General features: G+C 61.3%; 19 protein-coding genes. 6 read left to right on the top strand and 13 right to left on the bottom strand.

The window, feature by feature from the left end:
- Positions 1-89: 89 nt before the first annotated feature.
- From ACXR0M_RS14015 to ACXR0M_RS13975, 9 genes are all read right to left on the bottom strand, one after another.
- Positions 90-3,125: a multidrug efflux RND transporter permease subunit gene (locus tag ACXR0M_RS14015; RefSeq protein WP_458832417.1), complete on the bottom strand. Its 3,036-nt coding sequence runs from the start codon at positions 3,123-3,125 to the stop codon at positions 90-92.
- 13 nt (positions 3,126-3,138) lie between these two features.
- Positions 3,139-4,287 (bottom strand): efflux RND transporter periplasmic adaptor subunit, encoded by a 1,149-nt coding sequence (locus ACXR0M_RS14010; protein ID WP_458832416.1) that lies wholly within the window; start codon positions 4,285-4,287, stop codon positions 3,139-3,141.
- A 247-nt stretch (positions 4,288-4,534) separates the two neighbouring features.
- Positions 4,535-5,635, bottom strand: a complete 1,101-nt coding sequence (locus ACXR0M_RS14005; RefSeq protein ID WP_458832415.1) for a DUF1513 domain-containing protein — start codon at positions 5,633-5,635, stop codon at positions 4,535-4,537.
- A gap of 14 nt (positions 5,636-5,649) precedes the next feature.
- Entirely contained in the window at positions 5,650-6,714 is a 1,065-nt protein-coding gene (locus tag ACXR0M_RS14000) for an imelysin family protein (RefSeq protein ID WP_458832414.1), read from the bottom strand.
- Between the two features lie 26 nt (positions 6,715-6,740).
- Positions 6,741-8,168: a di-heme oxidoreductase family protein gene (locus tag ACXR0M_RS13995; protein ID WP_458832413.1), complete on the bottom strand. Its 1,428-nt coding sequence runs from the start codon at positions 8,166-8,168 to the stop codon at positions 6,741-6,743.
- 291 nt (positions 8,169-8,459) lie between these two features.
- Positions 8,460-9,803: an imelysin family protein gene (locus tag ACXR0M_RS13990; RefSeq protein WP_458832412.1), complete on the bottom strand. Its 1,344-nt coding sequence runs from the start codon at positions 9,801-9,803 to the stop codon at positions 8,460-8,462.
- 190 nt (positions 9,804-9,993) lie between these two features.
- On the bottom strand, positions 9,994-12,045 hold the full coding sequence (locus tag ACXR0M_RS13985) for a putative bifunctional diguanylate cyclase/phosphodiesterase (RefSeq protein ID WP_458832411.1): 2,052 nt from the start codon (positions 12,043-12,045) through the stop codon (positions 9,994-9,996).
- Positions 12,046-12,574: 529 nt separating this feature from the next.
- Positions 12,575-13,171: a superoxide dismutase gene (locus ACXR0M_RS13980; RefSeq protein WP_016773431.1), complete on the bottom strand. Its 597-nt coding sequence runs from the start codon at positions 13,169-13,171 to the stop codon at positions 12,575-12,577.
- Positions 13,172-13,347: 176 nt separating this feature from the next.
- A complete protein-coding gene (locus ACXR0M_RS13975; RefSeq protein WP_458832410.1) occupies positions 13,348-13,950 on the bottom strand; it encodes a LysE/ArgO family amino acid transporter in 603 nt (200 codons plus the stop codon).
- Positions 13,951-14,078: 128 nt separating this feature from the next.
- On the opposite strand from ACXR0M_RS13975, the gene ACXR0M_RS13970 reads away from it, so the two are divergent.
- The 4 genes from ACXR0M_RS13970 to ACXR0M_RS13955 all read left to right on the top strand — a co-directional run bounded on the left by ACXR0M_RS13970 (position 14,079) and on the right by ACXR0M_RS13955 (position 18,125).
- Positions 14,079-14,966 carry a LysR family transcriptional regulator ArgP gene (locus tag ACXR0M_RS13970; protein ID WP_458832409.1) on the top strand — a complete coding sequence of 296 codons (888 nt, stop codon included), beginning with the start codon at positions 14,079-14,081 and terminating at the stop codon, positions 14,964-14,966.
- Positions 14,967-15,073: 107 nt separating this feature from the next.
- Entirely contained in the window at positions 15,074-16,066 is a 993-nt protein-coding gene (locus tag ACXR0M_RS13965; RefSeq protein ID WP_458832408.1) for an NAD-dependent epimerase/dehydratase family protein, read from the top strand.
- Positions 16,067-16,182: 116 nt separating this feature from the next.
- Entirely contained in the window at positions 16,183-17,037 is an 855-nt protein-coding gene (locus ACXR0M_RS13960; protein ID WP_458832407.1) for an ATPase, read from the top strand.
- 239 nt (positions 17,038-17,276) lie between these two features.
- Entirely contained in the window at positions 17,277-18,125 is an 849-nt protein-coding gene (locus ACXR0M_RS13955; protein ID WP_458832406.1) for a cache domain-containing protein, read from the top strand.
- Positions 18,126-18,247: 122 nt separating this feature from the next.
- Here ACXR0M_RS13955 and ACXR0M_RS13950 read toward each other — a convergent pair whose 3' ends face one another.
- Both ACXR0M_RS13950 and pobA read right to left on the bottom strand, forming a co-directional pair.
- A complete protein-coding gene (locus ACXR0M_RS13950; protein ID WP_458832405.1) occupies positions 18,248-19,765 on the bottom strand; it encodes an MDR family MFS transporter in 1,518 nt (505 codons plus the stop codon).
- A 75-nt stretch (positions 19,766-19,840) separates the two neighbouring features.
- Complete coding sequence (gene pobA, locus ACXR0M_RS13945) at positions 19,841-21,034, bottom strand: 4-hydroxybenzoate 3-monooxygenase (RefSeq protein ID WP_458832404.1); 1,194 nt, start codon at positions 21,032-21,034, stop codon at positions 19,841-19,843.
- 178 nt (positions 21,035-21,212) lie between these two features.
- On the opposite strand from pobA, the gene ACXR0M_RS13940 reads away from it, so the two are divergent.
- Positions 21,213-22,097 carry a helix-turn-helix domain-containing protein gene (locus ACXR0M_RS13940; RefSeq protein ID WP_458832403.1) on the top strand — a complete coding sequence of 295 codons (885 nt, stop codon included), beginning with the start codon at positions 21,213-21,215 and terminating at the stop codon, positions 22,095-22,097.
- 130 nt (positions 22,098-22,227) lie between these two features.
- Here ACXR0M_RS13940 and ACXR0M_RS13935 read toward each other — a convergent pair whose 3' ends face one another.
- Positions 22,228-22,404, bottom strand: a complete 177-nt coding sequence (locus ACXR0M_RS13935) for a hypothetical protein (RefSeq protein ID WP_458832402.1) — start codon at positions 22,402-22,404, stop codon at positions 22,228-22,230.
- 220 nt (positions 22,405-22,624) lie between these two features.
- Positions 22,625-23,530 (bottom strand): LysR family transcriptional regulator, encoded by a 906-nt coding sequence (locus ACXR0M_RS13930; protein ID WP_458832401.1) that lies wholly within the window; start codon positions 23,528-23,530, stop codon positions 22,625-22,627.
- 114 nt (positions 23,531-23,644) lie between these two features.
- Here ACXR0M_RS13930 and ACXR0M_RS13925 point away from each other — a divergent pair, with 114 nt between their 5' ends.
- Positions 23,645-24,523: an MBL fold metallo-hydrolase gene (locus tag ACXR0M_RS13925; protein ID WP_458832400.1), complete on the top strand. Its 879-nt coding sequence runs from the start codon at positions 23,645-23,647 to the stop codon at positions 24,521-24,523.
- Positions 24,524-24,559 lie beyond the last annotated feature (36 nt).

Raw genomic sequence — 24,559 nt, 5'->3', positions numbered from 1 at the left:
GAGCGGGCTTGCTCGCGAAGGCGGTGTGTCAGACGACATAGTTGTTACCTGACACACCGCCTTCGCGAGCAAGCCCGCTCCCACAGGGGTTATGTGGTTTCTTGCGGATCGGGCTTTGCCAGCAGCGTGTAGATACACGGCAGCACAAACAGCGTAAACAAGGTGCCGATCGACATCCCGGTGGCAATCACCATACCGATATCGAACCGGCTGACCGCACCGGCACCGGTCGCCAGAATCAGCGGCACCATGCCGAACACCATCGCCGCTGTGGTCATCAGCACCGGGCGCAAACGGATTGCCGCCGCTTCCTCGACCGCTTCGCGCGCAGTCAGGCCTTTGTCCTTGCGCAGCTGGTTGGCGAACTCGACGATCAGGATCCCGTGTTTGCTGATCAGGCCGATCAGCGTCACCAGCCCGACCTGGGTGTAGATGTTCATGCTCGACCAGCCGAGGAACAGCGGAATCAATGCCCCGCAGATCGACAGCGGCACCGTCACCAGAATCACCAGCGGATCGCGAAAACTTTCGAACTGCGCCGCCAGCACCAGGAAAATGATCGCCAGCGCCAGGGCGAAAGTTACCCACAGGGCGCTGCCTTCCTGCACGTACTGACGCGAGGCGCCACCGTAGTCGAAAGCAAAACCGGCGGGCGCTTCTTCGCGGGCGATCTGCAATACCGTATCGATGGCTTCACCCATGCTGACCAACGGGAATCCGGAGATCTTCGCGGCGTTGAGTTGCTGGAACTGATTGAGCTGTCGCGGTCGCGCCCGGTCGCTGACCTTGATCAGGGTCGACAGTGGCAGCAGCTCGCCCTGGTCGTTTTTCACGTAGTAATTATTCAGCCAGCCGGGGTTTTCGCGAAACGGCCGCTCGACCTGGGCAATCACCTTGTAGCTGCGGCCTTCGATGGTGAACCGATTGATTTCCGCCTCACCCAGCAACGTCGCCAGGGTGCCGCCCAGATCCTGCATCGATACGCCCATCTGTGCGGCCTTGGCGCGGTCGATGTCGACCACCACTTCCGGCTTGTCGAAGGCCAGGTCGAGGTCGACGAAGGCGAACTTGCCCGACTCCATGGCGCGCTTCTTGATCCGCTCGGCCACTTGCAACAGCAGTTCGTAGTCATTGGCGGTGTTGACCACGAATTCGAACGGCAAGCCTTCACCGGTACCAGGCAGGGAGGGCAGGTTGAAACCGAAGATCTGCAGGCCCGGGATCGCGCCGAGTTTGCCCTGCACCTCAGGCAGGATCTGCATCTGCGTGCGGCTGCGTTCGTTCCAGGGTTTGAGCAGGAAGCCGCCGATGCCCGATTGCACACCGTTGTAGCCGTTGATCTGGAACGAAGAGTAGTACTCCGGGAACTCCTTGAAGATCTTGATGAACTCGTCGGTGTAGGTGTTCAGGTAATCGAGGTTGGTTGGCTGCGGCGCGCTGGCCATCATGAAAATGATGCCCTGGTCCTCATCCGGCGCCAGTTCCGACTTGGTGAACTTGAGGAACACCGGAATCAAACAGAGCACGATCACCGCAAACACCAGCACCACCGGGCGGGTGTCGAGTGTGCCGTGCAACACGCTCTGATAGCGGCGTTTAAGACCGTCGAAGATGCGGTCGAGGCGATGCGCCAGGCCACTGGGGTTTTCCTCGTGACGCAGCAGCAGGGCGCACATCATCGGCGACAGGGTCAGCGCGACGACCCCGGAAATCACCACGGCGCCGGCCAGGGTCAGGGCGAATTCCTTGAACAAGGCCCCGGTCAGCCCGGTGAGGAAACCGATCGGTGCATACACCGCTGCCAGGGTTATGGTCATCGACACCACCGGCATGGCGATTTCCCGCGCACCTTCGAGGGCGGCCTCCAGCGGCGACTTGCCTTCCTCGATATGGCGATGGATGTTCTCCACCACGACAATCGCGTCATCCACCACCAGCCCGATGGCCAGAACCATCGCCAGCAGGGTCAGCAGGTTGATCGAGTAGCCCATCATCTGCATGAAGAACATCACGCCGATCATCGACAACGGTATGGTCACCACCGGGATCACCACCGAGCGCAGTGCACCAAGGAACAGGAACACCACCACGATCACGATCAGCACCGCTTCGAACAGGGTTTTCACCACTTCGTCGATCGAGGCCTGAATGAACAGGGTGGCGTCGTAGGCGATTTCGCTCTTGAGGTTGGGCGGCAACTGGGCCTCGAGTTCCGGCATCAGCTTGCGCACTTCGCGGATCACATCCAGCGGGTTGGCCCCGGGCGTAGCCTTGATGCCGATGTACACCGACGGCGTGCCGCCGAACGAGCTGATCGAATCGTAGTTTTCCGCACCCATCTCCACGCGTGCGACATCACTGAGCAGCACCCGGCTGTCACCACTGACCTTGAGCGGAATCGCGGCGAAGGCTTCGGCGGATTTGAGCTCGGTGTTGGCGTTGATGCTGGTGACCACGTACTCGCCCTTCACCTCGCCGGCGGCGGAGAGGAAGTTGTACTGGCGCACGGCGTTGGTCACGTCGCTGGCGCTGAGGCCGAAACCGGCGAGCTTCACCGGGTCGAGCCACAGGCGCATGGCGAATACCTGATTGCCGAGAATTTCCGCCTCGGCCATGCCCGGCAGGGTCGCCAGTTTTGGCTGGATCACCCGCGACAGGTAGTCGGTGATCTGCGGGTTGCTCAAGTCCTTGCTGAAGAAGCTGATGTACATCAGCGCCGAGGCGTCGGCCGACTCCTTGCTCAGCACCGGGTCTTCGGCGTCCTGCGGCAGCTTGTTTTTCACCTCGTTGGCCTTGGCCAGCAGTTCGGTGAACAGGCGGTCGGTGTTGGCCCCGATGCGCGCGTAAATCGAAATCACCGAGAAGTTCTGCCGGCTGACCGAGGTCATGTAATCGATGCCTTCGGCACTCGCCAGGCTCTGCTGCATCGGCTGGGTGATGTAGCCCTGAATGGTCTCGGCGTTGGCCCCGGGGTAGGCGGTGGTCACCGTGATCAGGGCGTTTTCCATTTGCGGATATTGGCGCAGCGGCAGTTTGCTCCAGGCTTGAAAGCCCAGCAGCACAATCAGCAGGCTGACCACGGTGGCGAGCACCGGACGGCGGATGAACGGATCGGTAAAAGCCATGGGGATTCCTTGATCAGTCGGCGCGAGGCGGACTGTTCTGCTCGCCGAGAGTCTTGTCGTCGCTGATGGCAATGTGCGCGCCGTTGTCCAGTTTGATCTGGCCGGCGGTCACCACCTGTTCGCCGTTTTGCACGCCTTTGTTGATCATCACCAGGCCATCGCGGCGTTCGCCGGTCTCGATGAAGCGCCGTTCGGCAATCAGTACCGGCTGGCCCTTGTCGTCTTTTTCGACGCTGCCGTCCTCGGCCTTCTTTTGCCCGACCACGTACAGCGAGTTGCCGTACAGGGTGTAGGTGACCGCGCTTTCCGGCACCACGATGTGTTTCTGCGGATCGGGCAGCAACACCTCAAGGCTGGCGAACATGCCCGGCAGCAACTTGCCGTCGGGGTTGGCCAGGGTGGCGCGCACCAGAATATTGCGCGTGGTGCTTTCGACAATCGGGTTGATCGCGCTGATGGCGCCGGGGAAGTTCTGCCCGGGATAGGCCGCGACACTGATCTGCACCGGTTGGCCGATCGCCAGTTTCGGGATCGATTGCTCGGGTACGTAGAAGTCGGCGTAAAGGCTGCTCAGGTCCTGCAGGGTGGCGATTTTGGTGCCGCTGGCCAGGTAGTCGCCGATGTCGACATGGCGGATGCCGATGGTGCCGCTGAACGGCGCGACCATGCGTTTTTTCGCCAGTGCTGCGTTGAGCTGATTGACCGTGGCCCGTTCCTTTTGCAGCACCGCCGAGAGCCGGTCGTATTCCCCTTTGGAGATGGCGCGGCTGTCGATCAACTGACTGCCACGGCCGAAGTCCAGTTGCGCCAGACCGAGGTCGGCCCTGGCGGTTTCCAGCAGGGCGGATTCGACCGCGCTGTCGAGTTGCAGCAACGGTTGCCCGGCCTTGACCTTCTGTCCGGATTCGAATTTGAGTTCGGTAACGGTACCGGCGACTTCCAGGCTCAGCTCGACGCCTTGCAGCGCCTTCAACGAGCCGACGGTGGGCAGCCGCATCTGCCACGGCTGTTCGGTGGCACTGGCCACGGCGACACTGATCGGCGGTTTCGGTTTGGAAAAGCCCTGGATCATGGTGTAGATCGAAAAGGCTTTGTACCCGCCCAAAATCAGGACGATCAGCAAGACAACACCCAACATGATCAGCATGCGGCGACGCAGCATAGTTCCAGTTCCTTGGATAAATCAGGTGAGACAGTCGGGCACATTACTCCGAGTCAGGTGCGGATTCCAACTGACAGTGTTTGCAGGGTATGAAGGAGAAACCTTGTGGTGAGGGGATTTATCCCCGATCGGCTGCGCAGCAGTCGCAAAGGATCCTGCAGGAGCTGATCGACAGGCCGCGGTTGCAGGTTTTGGGGTGGCTTCGCCACCCATCGGGGATGAATCCCCTCGCCACGGGGGAGAGGAGTCAGGCCATCAAATGCAGATGGTTGTCCCACAGCCCCGCCGGCAGATCCAGCGGTTTGGCCAGCAGTTCATCCTGGCGGCAATCGTAGTAGCGGCAACGGCCCTGACCCGAGGTCACGACAAAACCGTCCTGCACCGCACCGACGCCGGCGCAATCGGGCAGCGGGGCGTCGAGGCGCACTTCGCCGCTGTCCAGGTCCCAGATGAAGAACCGGTTGCCACGCGGTGCGGTCAGCGCCACCAGACGCAGTTCGCTGTGCACGGCGACGCTGGCGGTGTAATGCCCCATCGACTGCAACTGATGCTCCGGCACCGGGAACGCCACGAACGGCAGGCCCGGACGCTTGATCGCCAACAGTTCGGAGCGCTCATGGGACGGCCCCATGAATTGCTGCCCGGCGACGATGGTGCCGTCGCTGGCAATCCCCAGGTGACGCACGCTGTTCATCTGCTGGACCAGGTTTTCCTTGCTCAGCAGGGTACCGTCGCGCTGCATCAGCACCAGGCTCGGCTCCATGGCGTCGAGGTTCATGTCGACGCGGCTTTCCGCCTCGGTACGAATCCCGCCGTTGGCCACCACCAGGGTTTCGCCATCGGGCATCCATGACACCTGATGCGGGCCGAGGCCATGGGTGGAAATCTCGCCGGTGTGCACCAGCCGCTCGCCTTCAAACTTGTACACGCCAAGCAGGCCGCGGCCCGGATCGCGGGTGTCGTTCTCGGTGGCGTACAGGTATTCACCGTCCTTGTGCACCACCGCGTGCCCGTAGAAATGCCGGTTCGGCTGCGACGTCACGTTTTGCAGCAAAGTGCCGTCGCGCAGGTCGATCAGATAGCTTTCGGTGCCCGGACGGCGGGCGACGAACAGCGCAATCGGCAGCGTCGGGTGGTTGATGATGTCGTGACAGCGCTGGCCGACCTCGGTGGCGAACACCCGGCTGCCGTCCAGCCGATAACCGACGGCATAGTGCTTGCCATCGGTGTCATCGCGCGCCGAGAGCAGCAACGGGCTCTGATCCTTGCGCTTGAACAGCGTCCAGCCGCCCAGTGTCACTGCTCCCAGCAGCAAACTACCTAAAGTCAGAGCCTGGCGTCGCAGCATGGCACTTGCCCTCATCAGTCACCGTCGTTGGCGTTGAAGCCCAGTTGAATGCCCAGCGCCTTGGCCAGTTCGCCTTCGTGCAGGCGATGGACGACGTTGAGGCTGTCATAGAGATCGTTGAGCTGCTGGCGACCGGCGTCGTCAGCGAGCATTTCGGTCAGCGAGCGCTGGCTGCTGTCGAACAGTTTCAGCGACGCGGCGTAGGCGGCGTCGATCTTGTCCGCCAACGGTTTCTGCTCGGCCGGCAACAGACCGCGCAGGCCTTTGTTGTCGACGCCTTCCCAGACGGTTTTGGCCGCGGCGAGGCTGGCTTCCAGCGCGGTCAGCGACGACTGGCTGCGCCAGGCATCCGCCTGGAACGGCTGCGGCACGCCTTTGCTCTGGCGGCCCATCGGCGTGCCGAGCTTTTTCTTCAGGGTGTCGAGGGCGGTGACCTGCACCCGCAGCAAATCGGCGATCGCTTCGTGGGAGTCGGCGTAACGCTGGTTCGGGAACTTGCTCATCTGCGCGAGCATGCCGTCGGTGTTGTTCCAGCTTTGCAGAATCTCTTCGGCCAGTTGCTTCTGACGCTCGCCAATGGCGATCAGCAGTGGGCAGTACTTGGCTTTCTGCTCGGCGTTGGCGACGTCCGGTTTTTCATCGAACAGGATGTATTCGTAAGCCGACAGACCCTGAACCACCACACTCGATTTGGCCAGGGCGGCGGCATCGATCTGCGGCTGGGCGACGACCAGTTGCTCGACCTGACGGCCGACGAGGTTCTTCTTGTCCGGCCAGAACTGCACCTGCCACGAACGGTTGCCCTCGGCCAGCGGCCCGATCAGCAATGGCTGCAGCTCGGCCCAGGCTTTCTGCGCATGCAGGAAGTCGGCGCGGGCGGTTTCCAGAGTCTCCTTGCCCTGGCAGTAGGCGAGGGCGCTGACGGCCAGTTGCCTGTCGGCCTCGACCCAGCGGGTGTAGGTCGGCAGGATCACCGATTTGGCGATGGCTGCCGAGGTGACCGCTTGCGGATCCTGCGGCGAGCAGGCGCCGAGTGCCAATGCGGCAAGGCTGGTGAACAGTAGCTTGGGACGGAACATGTCGGGCTCCCGATTCTTTTAAGTGTTTAAAGTGAGTTCAAGAACGCCAGCAGCTCAGCACGCTGTTCGGCGTTGAAAGACAAAACCTGTTGCTGCGCCTGCTGTGCTTCGCCGCCATGCCAGAGCACGGCTTCGAGCAGGTTGCGGGCGCGGCCGTCGTGCAAAAACTGTGTATGACCACTGACCGCCTGGGTCAGGCCGATCCCCCATAACGGCGGGGTGCGCCAATCGCGGCCGGAGGCCTGGAATTCAGTGCGGTTATCGGCCAGACCGTCGCCCATGTCATGCAGCAGCAGATCGCTGTACGGGCGAATCACCTGATTGGCCAGTTCCGGTTCGGCGGCGTTGGCGGCGGTGGTGTATTGCGGGGTGTGGCACGACTGACAGCCGGCCTGGAAAAACAGATTCTTGCCGGCCAGCACTTGCGCGTCGTTGACCCCACGGCGTGCCGGCACCGCGAGGTTGCGCGTATAGAACAGCACCAGGCGCAGGATGTTGTCGCTGACTTCCGGCTCGCCATCCGCGCCGTTGCCGTTGGGCGCCTGTTTGCAGGCGGTTTGCGCGTCGGTGCAATCATCGAACGGCCGCAGGCTGGTGGTCAGGCCCATGTCCCCGGAAAACGCGTGAACATTCTGTTGATTGAGGTTCGGCTGCCCGGCTTTCCAGCCGAACCGGCCCATCACGGTCTTCTGTTGCGCGTCATCCCAGACCTGATTCGCTCGACCATGGATGCCGTTGTTGTCTTTGGCTTGCGCGGCGGCGTTGGCGAGGATTGCCGCTCCCGGGATGGCTTCGAGCAGGCCGAGGCCGATCATTGGCGGCGCGACGCGGGCCGAGAAACGCGTGTCCGGGTGCATCGGGCCGTAGCCCAGTTGGGTGAATTGCAGAAGCGGTTTGCGCAACTCCACCTCAGTGCCGTCCTTGAAGCGCACCGGTACCGGGGTGTATTCGACGCGGACCTTGCCTTCCGGGGTGACGCCGGGCACGGCCATGTCCTGGAACTGCCCGCCGTAGACCGGTTCCGGCACTACCCCGGCCTGTTCGATGAGTTTGGCAAAGGCCGGCGAATCAGGAATCGACAGGCGCACCAGCATCGACACCGCGTTCGCCGCATCCGGGGCGGGCGGATGACCGCGACCGTCCTTGATGTGGCAGTTCTGGCAGGCATTGGTGTTGAACAACGGGCCGAGGCCATCGCGGGCGGTGGTGGTGGACGGCGCGATCACCCACGGGCTGCGGAAGAAGCTGTTGCCGACACTGAAATCGACCCGGCGCGACGGCGGCAGATTGGCCGAGGGCAGGGAAAACGCATTCTGATCGGTCTTGCGCACGGTCGTCGCCCCACCCGAACGCGCTTCACCGGGCTCAGCCTTGGTAAAGCGCGGGGCGTCATCGCAGGCACTTAGGCCCAGGGCCAGAAACAGTGCGGACAAGCGAAGGGGCAGCGAGGGCATCAGACATCCTGCGGACGGGCGAAAACAAAGGCGCAAAGTCTAACAGGGCAGGGGAATTTGAATAAGAGGAATTATCGTTTGCTTGATTTGTGGCAGGGTTTCACTGGAGACCGAGGTGGTCCTATCGCTGGCAAGCCAGCTCCCACAGGATTTCGAGTGTTTGTAAAATCTGTGCCCGCCACCGGTCACTGTGGGAGCTGGCTTGCCAGCGATGGGGCCATCAGCACAACCGCAAAAGGCAGGCATGAAAAAGGCGACCCGGAGGTCGCCTTCTTGTGCAGCCAGCGTTGATCAGAACTCGTGATCAGCGTTGTCCGGGTTCAGGTCGCTGATGCCCAGTTTGCCGGCAGCGGCTTCGATCGAACCGGTCTGCTTGACCAGGGCGGCGATGGCGTCGCGCACGATCTGGTTGCCGGCGGTGTTGCCGGCGGCGATCAGCTGGTCGTAGTGCTCACCCTTGTTGGCGTGATCGACCATGACCTGGATCTTGGCTTCGGTGGCAGCCAGATCGGCTTTCAGCGCGGTGTCGGCAGCCGGGTCGGCCTTGGCCACCAGCGACGACAGGCTGGCGCCGGTTATCTTGCTGCCGTCAACGCGGGTGTACTCGCCCAGGTACACGTTACGGATGCCTTTGGCATCGTAGAAGTGCGAGTTGTGGGTGTTGTCGCTGAAGCAATCCTGTTCGTCTTCCGGCGAGTTGGCTTCCAGGGAAACCTTCATGCGCTCGCCCGCCAGTTCACCCAGGGACAGGCTGCCCATGCCAAACAGCATCTTGCGCAGACCGCTTTCAGCCGGTTCGGCTTCGAGGGTGGCGCGGTAGTTGTCGGCCACGTTCGGCTTCCAGTTGCCGACCATTTCTTCAAGGTCGCTGACCAGCAGTTGGGTCACCGCTTTCAGGTAGGCACGGCGACGATCGTTGTGACCGCCGGTGGCGCCTGCGCCTTCCAGGTAGTCCGACGCCGGACGGTTGCCGGCGCCCGGGCCGGTGCCGTTCAGGTCCTGGCCCCAGAGCAGGAATTCGATGGCGTGGTAGCCGGTGGCAACGTTGGCTTCGGAACCGCCCAGCTCGTTGAGGCTGGCGAGTTTTTCCGGGGTGATGTCTTTGACATCGACCTTGTCTTCGCCGACCTGTACTTCAGTGTTGGCGATGATGTTGGCAGTGGCGCCCGGGTTACCCAGCGCGTGCTCGTAGGATTTGTCGACGTAGTCGATCAGACCTTCGTCCAGCGGCCAGGCGTTCACCTGACCTTCCCAGTCGTCGATGATGGTGTTGCCGAAGCGGAACACTTCGCTCTGCAGGTAAGGCACGCGGGCGGCGACCCAGGCAGCGCGGGCGGCTTTCAGGGTGTCGGCGTTCGGTTTGGCGAGGAATGCGTCGACGGCGGTCTGCAGGGTTTTCGCGGTGGATTCGGCATCGCTGTAGACGGCGAAGACCATGTCGGCGTAGTGCGCGACCACAGCCTTGGCGGCGGCTTCATCGACTTTGCCGGCAGCGGCTGGTGCGGTTGCAGCAGCAGTGCTGGCGGCCGGTGTTGGCGTGGCCGGGGCGGCAGCCTTGTCTTTGCCTTCGCCGCAACCGGCGAGGGAAATGGCGATGGCCAGCAGACTGGCGGTAGCCAGAGGCATACGAATCATGGCGAACATCCTGCTTCGGTAATGGAATGGACAGGGCGCGGGGGTGCGCAAAGCTGCGACATAATGCAAATCTTTCGCATTATGTGTAAAGGGCTGTGGCTGGAAATATTTCTTATTCACGCCGATCAAAAATCGCAACCAGGAACGGGCTATCCCTGTAGGAGCTGCCGCAGGCTGCGATCTTTTGCCTTTATAAAATGGCCGCGTTGCTACGCTGGGCCTGCTTGAGATACGCGCTCAATTCCCGCGCTGGCAGCGGCTTGCTGTAGTGGTAACCCTGACCTTCGTGACAGCCTTCGGAAATGATGTACGACTCCTGCTCGGCGGTTTCCACGCCCTCGGCAATCACCTGCATGCCAAGGCTCTTGCCCAGTTGAATGATCGCCCGAACGATGGTCGCATCGTCGTCGTCATCCAGCAGATCCTGGACGAAGCTCTTGTCGATCTTGATCTTGTCCAGTGGCAGGCTTTTCAGGTAGCTCAGCGAGGAATAGCCGGTGCCGAAGTCATCAATGGCGATCAGCGCTCCGGAACGACGCAGGCTCAGGAGGTGCTGGGCGGCGGTGCTGATGTCTTCCATCAGGCCGGTCTCGGTGACTTCCAGCTCCAGGCTGCGCGGCGGCAGACGATAGATCTGCAGCAGGTTGTTGACCACCCGGGGCAGTTCGGCGTGGTGCAGTTGCACGGTGGACAGGTTGACCGCCATGCGCAGGTCGGCGAAGCCCTGATCATGCCATTCGCGCAATTGCTTGCAGGCCTGATCGAGCACCCATTCGCCGATGGCGATGATCGTGCCGTTCTGCTCGGCCAGCGGAATGAACAGGTCCGGCGGCACCAGACCGTGTTCCGGATGCTGCCAGCGAATCAACGCTTCGACCCCGACCACGCGGTGATCGCGGTAGCTGATCTGTGGCTGATAGACCAGATAGAACTGGTCGCGAATCAAGGCGTCGCGCAGGTCCTTTTCCAGTTCGCGTCGGCGGCGCATCTCGCTGTCGACGCTGGCGATGTAGAACTGATAGCGGTTGCGCGAGCGGGTCTTGGCCAGCGTCATGGTCTGCTCGGCCTTCTGCAACAGCTTCTCGGTGCTGTCGCCGTCTTCGGGGAACAGGGTGATGCCGATGGTCGCGCGCAGGCGGATTTCCTGATGGTCGAGGGCAAACGCCGCTTCCAGATCGTCGAGGATGCTCTGCGCCAGTTCCGCCGCTTCGTAAGGTTGCTCGATATCGGCCTGCACCAGCGCGAACTGGTCGCCCCCCAGGCGGGCGAGAGCGCCGAGGCGACCGCTGTGGGCACGCAGGCGATCGGCCAGGGCCAGCAACAACTGGTCGCCGGTCTGGTAGCTGAACTGTTCGTTGATCCCTTTGAAATCATCCAGGCCCACGCACAGCACCGCGACCCGGCGTTGCAATTTGCCGGCGTCCACCAGAATCCGGTCCAGTTGCTGCTGCAGTTGCTGGCGGTTGGGCAGACCGGTGAGGAAGTCGTACTGGGCCATGCGCAGCAGGCTGTTTTCTGCTTCGTGGCGCAGATGGGTGTTGCGTTCGATGGATTCGAGCAACTGGTTGGCGGTGTTGATCCAGATCCCGAGTTCGTTTTTTTCGTGGCCCTTGATCTGCGGAATCTTGTGTTCGCTGGGGCGATCGGGATTGATTTCGGTCAGGTGCTCGATGATCCGCGACAGCGGGCGGGTCAGCAGCCAGTGATAGACCAGATACAGCACCAGCCCCAGGGCCATGGCGCGCAGGACGCCGGAAATGAAAATGATCACCGAACTGACGATGAAACTCTCGCCATAGGTGGCGGTGTCGAGGGTGATGCTCAGGTCGCCGTAATATTCGCTGTAGGGGCCGCGACCGACCAGTTGTGTGGTGAAGGTACGCTCCTGGCCGAGGATCAGGTCGGTCAGCCAGCGACTGTCGGACTGCTGCAGCTCACGGGTTTTCTGCGCGAGCATCGGCTCGTTGGGATGGCCGATGGAAGCCTGGCGCACGGCGTCGTCCTGGAACAGGCCTTCGATCACCTGCATGCCCATTTCCCGGTCCAGGCTGTAGACAGCCTGAGTGGACGGGTCGCGGAACATGTCGAGGATCCGTTGTGCATCGCCGGCCACCGCCTGGCGGGTCTTGTAGGCATCGAAAACGATCTGGGCACAGCTCAAGACCACGCCGACGATCAATGCCGACAGGAGCACGACCCGGAGCAACTTCACCGACAAGCTGTTCTTGAGTTCCAGCTTCAAAGGGGTATTCCTTGTTCCGTGCGGGTACCGTCAAGTTGCCATGAGTATTGGCATTCCCGTGTTGGCAGTCAAAGGGACAATCGAGCCCGGGGATATTTTGCCTGTGGCAATTGCCGACAGGCAGCTGTCTGGAGTGTCAGCTCTATTTGTACTGTGTCGGTAGTTTGCGCCTGCAACTTGAGGGGCCGGAAGAAAATTTCCTGTGTTTGCTGGCGACGGAAAAACCCGTCTCCCTGTAGGAGCTGCCGAAGGCTGCGATCTCTTGCCTTTCTTGACCGCTCCCGCGCAGAGCGTGGAAACGATCCGATAAATCAAAAGCATAAAAAAACCCGGCCAAAGCCGTAATGACGTTCACTTAACCCTGTGGCGAGGGGATTTATCCCCGATCGGCTGCGAAGCAGTCGCCGCTTTTGACGGTTTTAGGGCCGCTTCGCAGCCCATCGGGGATAAATCCCCTCACCACAAGGTTCTGTACAACTTAAGTGAACAGCATTACGGCCAAAGCCGGGTTCTTTATCTGGCGCGTAGCTTAAGCGGTGAAGGTTTTGCCTTCGAACTGCTCGGCCACGAACTTCCAGTTGACCAGGTTCCAGAACGCTTCAACGTACTTCGGACGCAGGTTGCGGTAGTCGATGTAGTAAGCGTGTTCCCAGACGTCGCAGGTCAGCAGCGGGGTGTCGCCGCTGGTCAGCGGGTTGCCGGCGCCGATGGTGCTGGCCAGTGCCAGGGAACCGTCAGCCTTTTTCACCAGCCAGCCCCAGCCGGAACCGAAGGTGCCGATCGAGGTTTTGCTGAACTCTTCCTTGAACTTGTCGAACGAGCCGAACGCCGCGTTGATGGCATCAGCCAGGGCGCCGGTTGGTTGACCGCCGGCGTTTGGCGCCAGGCAGTTCCAGTAGAAAGTGTGGTTCCAGACCTGAGCGGCGTTGTTGAAGATGCCGCCCGAGGAAGTCTTGACGATTTCTTCCAGGGTCTTGCCTTCGAACTCGGTGCCTGGCACCAGGTTGTTCAGGTTCACGACATAGGTGTTGTGGTGCTTGTCGTGGTGAAATTCCAGGGTTTCCTTGGAAATGTGCGGCTGCAGGGCATCGTGTGCGTAAGGCAGCGGCGGCAATTCGAAAGCCATGATGATTCTCCTAATCAGGTCTGTTGCGGTGAGCGCAAGGCCGATCACGGGCGGCCGGATTTGCACCGACGAGTTTTTACTCTTTGCGGCGCAGGGTTCGGATCATAGCACCGGGGTCAAGGCTTAACCACGCAACAACTGTGTGGGATAGAGGTTCCAGAGCGGTTTGCAATAAATCAGCTCGCGATAATCAACTGACCCGCCACGGTAAACATCATCACGGCCACCAGCAGATCCAGAATCCGCCAGGTGCTTGGTCGTGCCAGCCACGGCGCGAGCCATGCCGCACCGAGGGCGAGGGTGAAAAACCACAGCAGCGAAGCACTGGCCGCGCCCACCACGTAAGCGCCCGGCACCGCTTGTTGCGCGCCGAGGGAGCCGATCAGCAATACCGTGTCGAGGTACACGTGCGGATTGAGCAAGGTCACGGCCAGTGCGCTGAGCATCACTGCGCGCAGCGAGCGCACGGTCTGATTTTCGCCCTGATCCAGACTCTGTTTCGAGCACGCCCGACGCAGCGCCTGGCTGCCATACCAGATCAGAAAGGCCGCACCGCCCCAGCGCGCCACCGCCAACAAGGTCGGGCTCTGCGCCAGCACGGTGGCCAGACCGAACACGCCAGCGGCCACCAGCAGCGCATCGCAGGCCACGCACAAGGCGGCGACGGGCAGGTGGTGTTCGCGGCGCAGGCTCTGGGCCAATACAAAAGCGTTCTGGGTGCCGATCGCCATGATCAAGCCCAAGGCCACCAATAGCCCGTTCACATAGCTTTGCCACATAAAAATTACTCCGCGTTGGCCGCGAGATCGCGCCGGGTGCTGAATGAAGAAGAGTGCTTGCTGGCTATTCTCCGGTCGGAAGCGGTATAAGAAAAACCAATAGTGCTGATCGCTCATTAGGAAAACTGATGTTCGACTACAAATTACTGTCCGCTCTGGCCGCCGTGGTCGAGCAAGCCGGATTCGAACGCGCCGCGCAGGTGCTGGGCCTTTCGCAATCGGCGATTTCCCAGCGGATCAAACTGCTGGAAGCGCGGGTCGGGCAACCGGTGCTGGTGCGTGGTACGCCGCCGACGCCGACCGAGATTGGCCGGCGTCTGCTCAACCATGTGCAGCAGGTGCGCTTGCTCGAGCGCGATTTGCAAAGCCTGGTGCCGGCGCTCGACGAAGAAGGCCTGCCCGAGCGTTTGCGCATAGCGATCAACGCCGACAGTCTCGCCACTTGGTGGGCCGAAGCCGTGGGCGATTTCTGCGCCGAGCAGCATTTACTGTTGGATCTGGTGGTGGAAGATCAGACCGTCGGCCTCAAGCGCATGCGCGCCGGGGAAGTGGCGGCGTGTGTCTGTGCCAGCGAACGCCCCGTGGCCGGCGCGCGCAGCGTGTTGCTTGGGGCCATGCGTTATCGGGCGCTGGCCAGTCCGGCGTTCATCGAGCGGCATTTCCCGGATGGCGTGCGCGCCGAGCAGTTGCCGCGCACTCCGGCGCTGGTGTTCGGCCCGGACGATTTCCTCCAGCATCGCTACCTCGCCTCACTCGGCGTCGATGGCGGATTCGAGCACCATTTGTGCCCGTCCTCCGAAGGTTTCGTGCGCATGACCGAAGCCGGGTTCGGTTGGGGGCTGGTGCCGGAACTGCAAGTGCGCGAGCAACTGCAGCGCGGCGTGTTGCGCGAACTGTTGCCAGATAAACCGATCGATGTGCCGTTGTACTGGCATCATTGGCGCAATGGCGGTCAGTTGCTGGGGTTACTGACCGAGCAATTGGTGCGTGCTTCACCTCGATGGCTGGTGGCTTGAAAGCAGCTGCGAGCGTCAAGCTGCAAGCAGCAAGTCAATCGCTGCGCACCGTTTTAAACTTGCAGCTCGAAGCTTGAAGCTCGTAGCTGGTTTCATTGGAGCTTTACATGAAAATTCTGGTCACCGGCGCAAGCGGCTTCATTGGCGGGCGCTTTGCGCGTTTCGCCCTTGAGCAGGGCCTGGATGTGCGGGTCAACGGGCGCCGGGCCGAAAGCGTCGAGCATCTGGTGCGCCGTGGTGCCGAGTTCGTTCCGGGCGATCTCACCGATGCGGATCTGGTGCGCGAGCTCTGCGCTGAGGTGGATGCGGTGGTGCACTGTGCCGGTGCCGTCGGTTTGTGGGGGCGCTATCAGGACTTTCATCAGGGCAACGTGCAGGTCACCGAAAATGTCGTTGAAGCCTGCCTCAAGCAGCGCGTGCGGCGGCTGGTGCATCTGTCGTCGCCGTCGATCTACTTCGATGGCCGCGATCATCTCGGCCTGACCGAAGAGCAAGTGCCCAAGCGCTTCAAGCATCACTATGCCGCGACCAAGTATCTGGCCGAGCAAAAGGTCTTCGGCGCGCAGGAATTCGGTCTGGAAACCATCGCCCTGCGCCCGCGCTTTGTCACCGGCGCTGGCGACATGAGCATCTTTCCGCGTCTGCTCAACATGCAGCGCAAGGGCCGTCTGGCGATCATCGGCGACGGCTTGAACAAGGTCGATTTCACCAGCGTGCAGAACCTCAACGAAGCGCTGCTCAGCAGTCTGCTGGCGGCCGGTTCGGCGCTGGGCAAGGCCTACAACATCAGCAATGGCGCGCCGGTGCCGTTGTGGGATGTGGTCAATTACGTGATGCGCAAGATGGAAGTGCCGCAGGTCAGCAAATATCGCTCGTATGGCCTGGCCTACAGCGTGGCGGCGCTCAACGAAGGCGTGTGCAAACTCTGGCCGGGGCGTCCCGAACCGACGCTGTCGCGGCTGGGCATGCAGGTCATGAAGAAAAATTTCACCCTCGACATCAGCCGCGCCCGGCATTATCTGGATTACGATCCGAAAGTCAGCCTGTGGTCGGCCCTCGATGAGTTCTGCAACTGGTGGAAAGCTCAGGACATCCGTTGATACAAGTCGCTCGGCCGGCAATGAACCGCACTGGCGCTTGAGGGTCAATCCCTGCGGCTGCGGCGGTTATACTTCGCAGCATTTAGCCATCACCGCGTTCCACAAAGGTTGCCTCAATGTCCATGCGTAACGATGCCAACGACGATTTCGACGATGTACCGAGCCTGCGCGCCGACACCTTTGACGACGATGACATTCCGCCGACCGCTCGCACCTCCGTGCACTCGCGCACAGCGCCGGTGGTCAAGGTCAAGGCGCCGAGCACCGGGCCTCTGTGGGCGCTGGTCGGCGCGTTGTTCTTTGCCTTTGCTGGCCTGGCCTGGTGGAGCTTTCAGCAGATTTCGCTGATGGAGCAGCAGTTGGTCGCGACCCAGGAAAGCTTTGCGCGCATCAGCGAGGAAGCGGCGGGGCGCCTGCAGGACATTTCCGGCAAGGTGGTGGCCAGCCAAAGCAACGTCAACAGTGACAGCGAAGCGCTGAAACTGCAGATCAAACAGCTGGAGACCCAGTTGCTGGATCAGAGCAAGCAGCAGCAAGGCGTAGTCGGTCAGGCCAGCGATCTGGACAAGCGCCTGGCGCAGATGACCGCGCAGACCACCGAACAGCAGAACGCCAACACTCAGTTGCAGGCTCAGGTCAAAGCCTTGAGCGCGGAACTTGCAACCCTGAAAAGCGCACCGGCCGACACCGCCAAGGTCGACGCCCAGCTCAAGAGTTATGACGCCCAGCTGAAAAGCCTCGGGGCTGATATCGCCGCGCTGAAAAAGCAGGGCAACCCGAGCGCGGCGATCGAGCGCCTGGAGCAGGAAGTCGTGGTGCTCAAAAGCGAGCAGGACAACCGCCCGGCCACGCCACAGGGTGGCGGCAATACTGCCGAGTTCGATGCGTTTCGCGGCCAGATGACCCGCAACCTCAACACCTTGCAGGCGCAGATCCAGAACCTGCAGCAACAGATCAATGCCCGGCCGTAGAGCCAAAACAGGATTGTCTGTCTGACAGAGAACCTGTGGTGAGGGGATTTATCCCCGATGGGCTGCGCAGCAGCCCCAAGTTCTGGGGAGCGCTTCGCACTCCATCGGGGATAAATCCCCTCACCACAAGGACTCTTTTGCCACAGTCTGTTACGGCAATCTCTCGATTCATCTTCAACCGCCATCCATCCGCAACCCGTCTACGCTCTTGAAACACCAACAAGAACGAGGGATGCGTTATGGGGTTTGTGCATAAAGTGGCGTGGCTCGTGGTGATGCTGTTTGTGACGACCGGGCCGGCCAACGCCGCCACCACGCAAAAGGACAACAGCAAAGCCGCCATCGCCCTGCTGGAAAAGGCCCTGGCCTACTACCACGAGAACGGCGACAAGGCCTTCGCCGCGTTCAGCCGTCAGGGTGAGTTCGTCGACAAGGATCGCTACGTGTTCGTGGTCGACACCAAGGGTGTGATGCTTGCCAGCGGCGGGCCATCCTCGGCGTTGATCGGTCGCGATGTCAGCGAAGTGCTGGCGCCGGATCTGCAAAAAGCCTTCAAGGATGCCTTGCTGGTGCCCGAAGGCAACGGCATCCAGCAAGCCGAATACCGCTGGCAGAATTGGGCGGACGGCAAGGTCGAGCGCAAGCATGTCTACTATCAGCGCATCGGCCAGCGGATTCTCGCGGTCGGCTATTACCTGCCTCGGGCCTCGGCGCAGCAGGCCAAGACGCTGCTGGACAAGGCCGCAACCGACCTGGGCAAGAACGAGAAAGGCACGCTGACCGCCATCAACTCGCTCAAGGGCGGTTATCTGCAGGATGACCTGTACGTGTTCGTGGTCGATCTGAACACCCAACGCTACGTTGCCCACGGCACCAACCTGCGGCTGATCAACACCGATTTCAGCAAGATCAAAGACCCCGAAGGCAAACCGGTGGGCGAGCCGATTCTGGCGCTGATTGCCAAGCAGGATGACGGCGAATACGAATATCGCTGGAAAAACCCTGTGACCGGCAAGATCGAGGACAAGCACGCCTACCTGAAGAAGGTCGGGCATTTTCTGGTGGCGGTGGGTTATTACAGCCCCTGAGCGAAACAATTCCCTGTGGGAGCGGGCTTGCTCGCGAAGGCGTAGTGTCAGCCCACATCAACGTTGAATGACACACCGCTTTCGCGAGCAAGCCCGCTCCCACAGGTTTTCATGGCGTTATGCTACTTAGCGCCATGCTCGCGCCCGCGCAGCAGCTTGTTCGGCATCGCAATCGCCGCCGCCAGCCCCAGCAACGACACCGCGGTACTGACCCACAACAAATGCCGGAACGTCACCGCCAGCTCTGCGCGTAAGGCGTTCTGCGCATCCCCCGGCGCCGCATTCAAACCGTCCAGCAGCACGTTGCCCGAATGTCCTTCGCTGACCAGCGAACTGTTCGCCAGATGGGCGAAACTCGAATCCTGCAACAACGCCAGCAACAGCGCCGACATCAGCGCCACGCCCACCGCGCCGCCCAGTGAGCGGAACAGGTTGGTGGTGCTGGTGGCGACGCCGATGTCGCGCTGCTCCACCGAGTTCTGCGTACCGACCAGCGAGGTCGGGAACTGCATGCCGCCGGCAATCCCGCTGAGCAGCATGAACACAGCACTGAGCAACGTCGCTTGCGGTGGACTGAAGGCCATGCCGAGAATCGAAAGTGGCATCAGGATCGCGCCGGTCAGGATCTGCGGTTTGTAGCGTCCGGTGATCGAGGTGCGACGCCCGGCGAAAAAGGCACCGATCGGCAGTCCCATGGCCAGCGGCAGCAGGTGCAACGCAGCACTGTCGGCGCCGGCGCCGGTGACACTCTGGAAGCGCAGCGGCATCAACACGATCAGCGAGATGGCCTGGAAACTGGTGAAGAAAATCGTGCACCAGCACAGCAATGCATTGCGGTTGGTGAACAGGTGCATCGGCAGCAGCGGCTCGCGCGCCCGCCGTTCATGCCAGACGAACAGCGCCAGCACCAGTACCGCACCGGCGAACAAACCGAGCACTTCGCTGCTGCGCCACGAGTGGCCCTGGCCGACTTGAGTGATGCCCAGCAGCAACGCAGTCAGGCCGATGATCATCAGCAGGGTGCCGAGGTAGTCGATGATCGGTTTGCGCTGCGGAATCGGCAGACCGCGCAGGTTGCGCCGCGCCACCCAATACGCGCCAAGTCCCAGCGGCAGGTTGATCAGAAACACCCAGCGCCACGACAGGTATTCGGTCATGTAGCCGCCGAGCACCGGCCCGGCGACGCTGGCCACTGCGTACATGCTGCTGAAGTAACCCTGATAACGTCCACGTTCGCGCGGTGGAACGATGTCGCCGATGATCGCCTGGCTGACCGAAATCATCCCGCCGGCGCCGATGCCCTGGAAAATCCGCGCCAGCACCAGTTGTTCCATGCTTTGCGCCATGCCGCAAAACAGCGAGGCGAGGGTGAACAGGCCCATGCCGAACAGCATCAACTTACGGCGCCCGTATAAGTCACCGAGCTTGCCGTAGATCGGCACCGCCACGGTCATCGCCACCATGTACCCGGAAATCACCCAGGCCAGCAGACTGACGTCCTTGAACTGGGCAGAGATGGCCGGCATCGACACGGCGACAATGGTCTGATCGAGCGCGCCAAGAAAGATCGCCAGCATCAGCGCAACCAGCACGCTGCGGATGGCCGGTTTGGGCGTTTCGGGCTGATTGAGATTGGTCACGGGTGGAACCTGCGGGCATTGATTGACCCGCACGCGGGTGCGGGTAGGTGCTCGCCAGTGTAAGTCGATAGCAGGCTATTCGATAGCCTCGTACGCAAGCCCGACGTAATTTTCCGCAATGGTTTTTCGACCGGCTTCGGAACTGACAAAGTAGTCCAGCTCCGCGGCGCTGATCCTTTGGCTGAACGCATCGTGCTCGTCGAAACGATGCAGCATCGAGGTCATCCACCAGGAAAACCGCTCGGCTTTCCACACCCGGCGCAGGCAGATCTCCGAGTATTTCTCCAATAGGTCTGTGCGCCCCTCGCGATAGACCTTCAGCAGAATATTGAACAGTGTGCTGACATCGCTGGCGGCCAGGTTCAGGCCCTTGGCGCCGGTCGGCGGGACAATGTGCGCGGCATCGCCGACGAGGAACATGCGCCCATACTGCATCGGTTCGACGACAAAACTGCGCAGCGGCGCGATGCTTTTTTCAATCGACGGGCCGGTCACCAGTTTGTCCGCCAGCTCGGCGGGCAGGCGGGTTTTCAGTTCATCCCAGAAACGTTGATCGGACCAATCCGCAACGTTCTCTTCCGCCGGCACTTGCAGGTAGTAACGGGTGCGCGTGGCCGAACGCATGCTGCACAGGGCGAAACCGCGTTCGTGGCGGGCGTAGACCAGTTCGTCGTGCACCGGCGGTGTGTCCGCGAGAATCCCCAGCCAGCCGAATGGATAGACCCGTTCGAAAGTCTTCAGGCAGTCCTCGGGGATCGACTGCCGGGCCACGCCATGAAAACCGTCGCAGCCGGCGATGTAATCGCAATCGACGCGCCAGGTTTCACCGTCCTTTTCGAAGGTGACAAACGCCTCGTCGCTTTTCATGCCGTGCGGCACGACATCACTCGCGGCATAAATGGTCGGCGCGCCGGCCTCCCGACGAGCGGCCATCAGGTCACGGGTGACTTCGGTCTGGCCATAGACCATGACGGTTTTTCCGCCGGTCAGACCGTGCAGATCGATGTGCGCCAGACGCCCATCGAGCGCCAGATCGAAACCGCTGTGCACCAGGCCTTCGGCATCCATGCGCGCGCCCACGCCGGCCTGGCGCAACAGCTCTACCATGCCTTGTTCGAGCACGCCGGCGCGAATCCGGCCAAGGACATACTCGGGCGTCTGGCGTTCAAGGATCAGGGTGTCGATGCCAGCGTTATGCAGCAACTGGCCGAGCAGCAATCCGGAGGGACCGGCGCCAATGATGGCGACTTGGGTTTTCAGCGTTTTCATTGTTCTTATGGCTCGCAAGTTTCACGCGGGATTAACCGGTGAATGATTTTTATGGATCGAGTACTTGCATTTTTCCCTCGCGAGTCTGTCAACTGAAGGTGAAAACTGAGCCGATACCTGTACATTTTGCCAATCGGTGCGATTATCGCCCGCAAACCTCGAGGCCTGGATTGAAGTGATGAACAAGCCTGACCTGCCTTCGATTCCGGTGTTCAAGCTCTACGGTGAAAGCCTGGACTGGCCGACCCCTGACTTGCTGCACTGTGAAACCATTTCCAAACGCAGCCGCGAACATCAATGGGAAATCAAACCCCACCGCCACGCCGATTTGTGCCAGTTACTCTTCGTTTTCAAAGGTCAGGCAGAGCTTGAAATCGAAGGTAAACGCACGCAGCTCGACCAACCCGCGATTCAAGTTCTGCCGCCGTTGTCGGTACATGGCTTTCGTTTTTCCGAGGACGTCGAAGGTTTCGTCGTCACCCTCGCCACTCCGTTGATCAACCATCTGCAGGCGCAACTGGGCAATTCGGTGCACGCCCTGGCCCAGGCCGAGCACTACCCGGCGGGCAAGGACGCGGAATACCTGCACAGTCTGTTTACGGCACTGCAGGCCGAATACAACGGCCATCAGCCGGCGCGGGAAATGCTCATGCATGCGCTGGTCAGTGTGATCATGGTCTGGGTCAGTCGGCAGGCGCTGGTGCGCCATAACGCCAGCCAACGGCCGCAACGCCAGCGCGAATACCTCAACGGGTTCATTCAGTTGGTGGAGGAGACCTACCGCCAGCATGTGAAGGTCGAAGACCTGGCGCATCGCCTCGGCATCTCGGTCTCGCACCTCAACGGCACTTGCCGCGAACTGGCCGGACAGCCAGCGTTGCAGATCATGCACGAACGCCAGTTACTGGAAGCCAAACGTTTGCTGACCTACACCAGCATGACCATTTACGAGATGTCAGAGTTGTTGGGGTTTTCCGATCCAACCAACTTCACGCGCCTGTTCCGGCGCCGGGTGGGGATTTCGCCAAAGGCGTTTCGCGACCGGTTGAAGGCCGAGCAGTAAACAAGCAAGCGCCACGAACCCTGTGGGAGCTGGCTTGCCAGCGATAGGGGCGGGTCAGTCGCTATCTCTGCTGAATGTCAGTCCGCAATCGCTGGCAAGCCAGCTCCCACAGGATTGATGTGAGCCCGGCTCAGCGCAACGCATTCAACGTCGCGGTATGCGGAATGCAGCGCTCCAGATTGCAACTGGCGTATTCGCGCGGCAGTTGTCGCAGTTGCTCGACCCGCCAGGCTGCGGTGCCGTACAGCGCCAGCGTGGCCGCGCAGGTGATGAAAATCGCGAAGTACCTTCTTGTTCTGATGTTCATGGCATAGACCTCTGAACGCATACCCTGCGGTATTACTTTCAGCATAGGTCAGCGGCACAGAGTTTCCAGCCACGGCTCCCGCATATGTGACATGCCATTCAGAATACGGATAACACCCTGTGGGAGCGGGCTTGCTCGCGAAGGCGTCGTGTCAGTCGAGGACAATTCAGACTGATACACCGCCTTCGCGAGCAAGCCCGCTCCCACAAGGAAATCGGATTTACAGGCCCATATCCCATTTGGGATTTTCCGGGAATCGTTCGACGAGAAAATCCAGCATGCTGCGCAGCGCCGCCGGCATGTGTTTGCGTGAGGCATACACCGCGTAGATGTTCATCTGCCGTGGCTCGGCCTGCGGCAGCAGGCGTACCAGTTCACCGGCATGCACATGCACCCCGGCCTGATAGGTCGGCAGCATCGCCACGCCGGCGCCGGCCAACGTGGCGCGCAGCAGGGTGCTGGCCTCGTTGGCGCTGATATTGCCCTGCACCGGCACCGATACCGGTTCGTCATCCTCCTCGAAATGCCACAGGCTTTTGCCGAAGTACGAGTGGGTCAGGCAGTTGTGCCGGCTCAGGTCTTCGACTCGCTGCGGCGGCGGGTTGTCGCGTAGATAAGCCGGCGCGGCGCAGACCACCGAGCGGCACACCGTCAGGCGCCGGGCGATCAGGTTCGGGTCGAGGTCATTGCTGGTGCGGATCGCCAGATCGATGCGCTCATCCACCAGATTCACCGTGCGGTCGAGCATCTGCAGATCGATGCTGACGCCGGGGTAGCGTTTGACGTACGCCGCCATGGCATCGGCCAGTTGCGCCTGGCCGAACGAGGTGCTGACGCTGATGCGCAGCAGTCCGCGCGGCGCTTCGTCGGGTTCGCTGACGGCGGCCTGCATGTCGCTGGAGAGGTCGAGCATCTGTCGGCAGCGCGGGAGGATTTCGCTGCCGGCGGCGGTCAGGCTCAACTTGCGCGTGGTACGGTGCATCAGACGCGCGCCGACCCAGTCCTCCAGCTCCGCCAGATAGCGCGACACCACCGGCCGCGACAGGTCCAGATGATCGGCGGCGGCCGACTGGCTGCCCAGATCCACCACCGTGACAAACACCCGCATTGCTTGGAGACGATCCATGATTTGCCCGCTTTCAGAAACAAACTATGTTCAAGCATCGCATTTTTTGTAGCGATTCAGGCAACTAAGCTCTGTCCCATCGCCAAACACGGCATTCGGAACACGGAGCAACAGATGATCGGCTTCACCACTCTCAAACGCATTTTGCTGGCCAGCGCCACCCTCGGTTTCGCCGCCCACGCCGCTGCTGCCAACCTCAGCCTGGATGTCTACAATCCGGGCACCCAGGCGATTTTTCCGGTGACCTCGGTGCTGGTCAGCGGCGAGAAAGACGCGATTCTGGTCGACGCGCAGTTCGGCAAGGCCCAGGCCGAGCAGGTGGTGGAGAAGATCCGCGCCAGCGGCAAACACCTGACCACCATTTACATCAGCCACGGTGACCCGGATTACTACTTCGGCCTCGACACCCTGACCAAGGCCTTCCCCGACGCCAAGGTGCTGGCTTCGCAACCGACCGTGGATCACATCAACAAAACGGTCGAAGGCAAACTGGCCTTCTGGGGTCCGAAAATGGGCGCTGACGTGCCGGCCAAAACCATCGTCCCGGGCGTGCTCAAAGGCGACACTCTGATGCTCGAAGGGCAGAAACTGCAGGTGGTCGGGCTCGATGGCAAACAGCCGGATCGCAGCTTTGTGTGGATTCCGTCACTCAAGGCCGTGGTCGGTGGTGTGGTGGTCGCGGAGAACATCCATGTGTGGATGGCCGACACCCAGACCGCGCAATCCCACGCCGACTGGCTGCAAACCCTGCACTCGATCGAAACCCTGAAGCCGAAAACCGTGGTGCCGGGGCACTACCTGAGCGAGAGCAGCCGCTCGCTGGCCAGCGTGAAATTCACCGCCGACTACATCAAGGCGTTCGACGCCGAAACCGCCAAGGCCAAGGATTCCGCCGCGCTGATCAAGGCGATGAAAAAGCGCTACCCGACACTCGGTGAAGAAAGCTCGCTGGAACTGAGCGCGAAAGTCGCCAAGGGCGAGATGCAGTGGTAACCCGATTCTGAAAACGCAGCACTCTCAAGCCAACTG

It is taken from the genome of Pseudomonas sp. Eth.TT006, from assembly GCF_054456575.1.
Note: the sequence above shows the minus strand (reverse complement) of the source record. Positions and strands in the feature narration are given on the sequence as shown.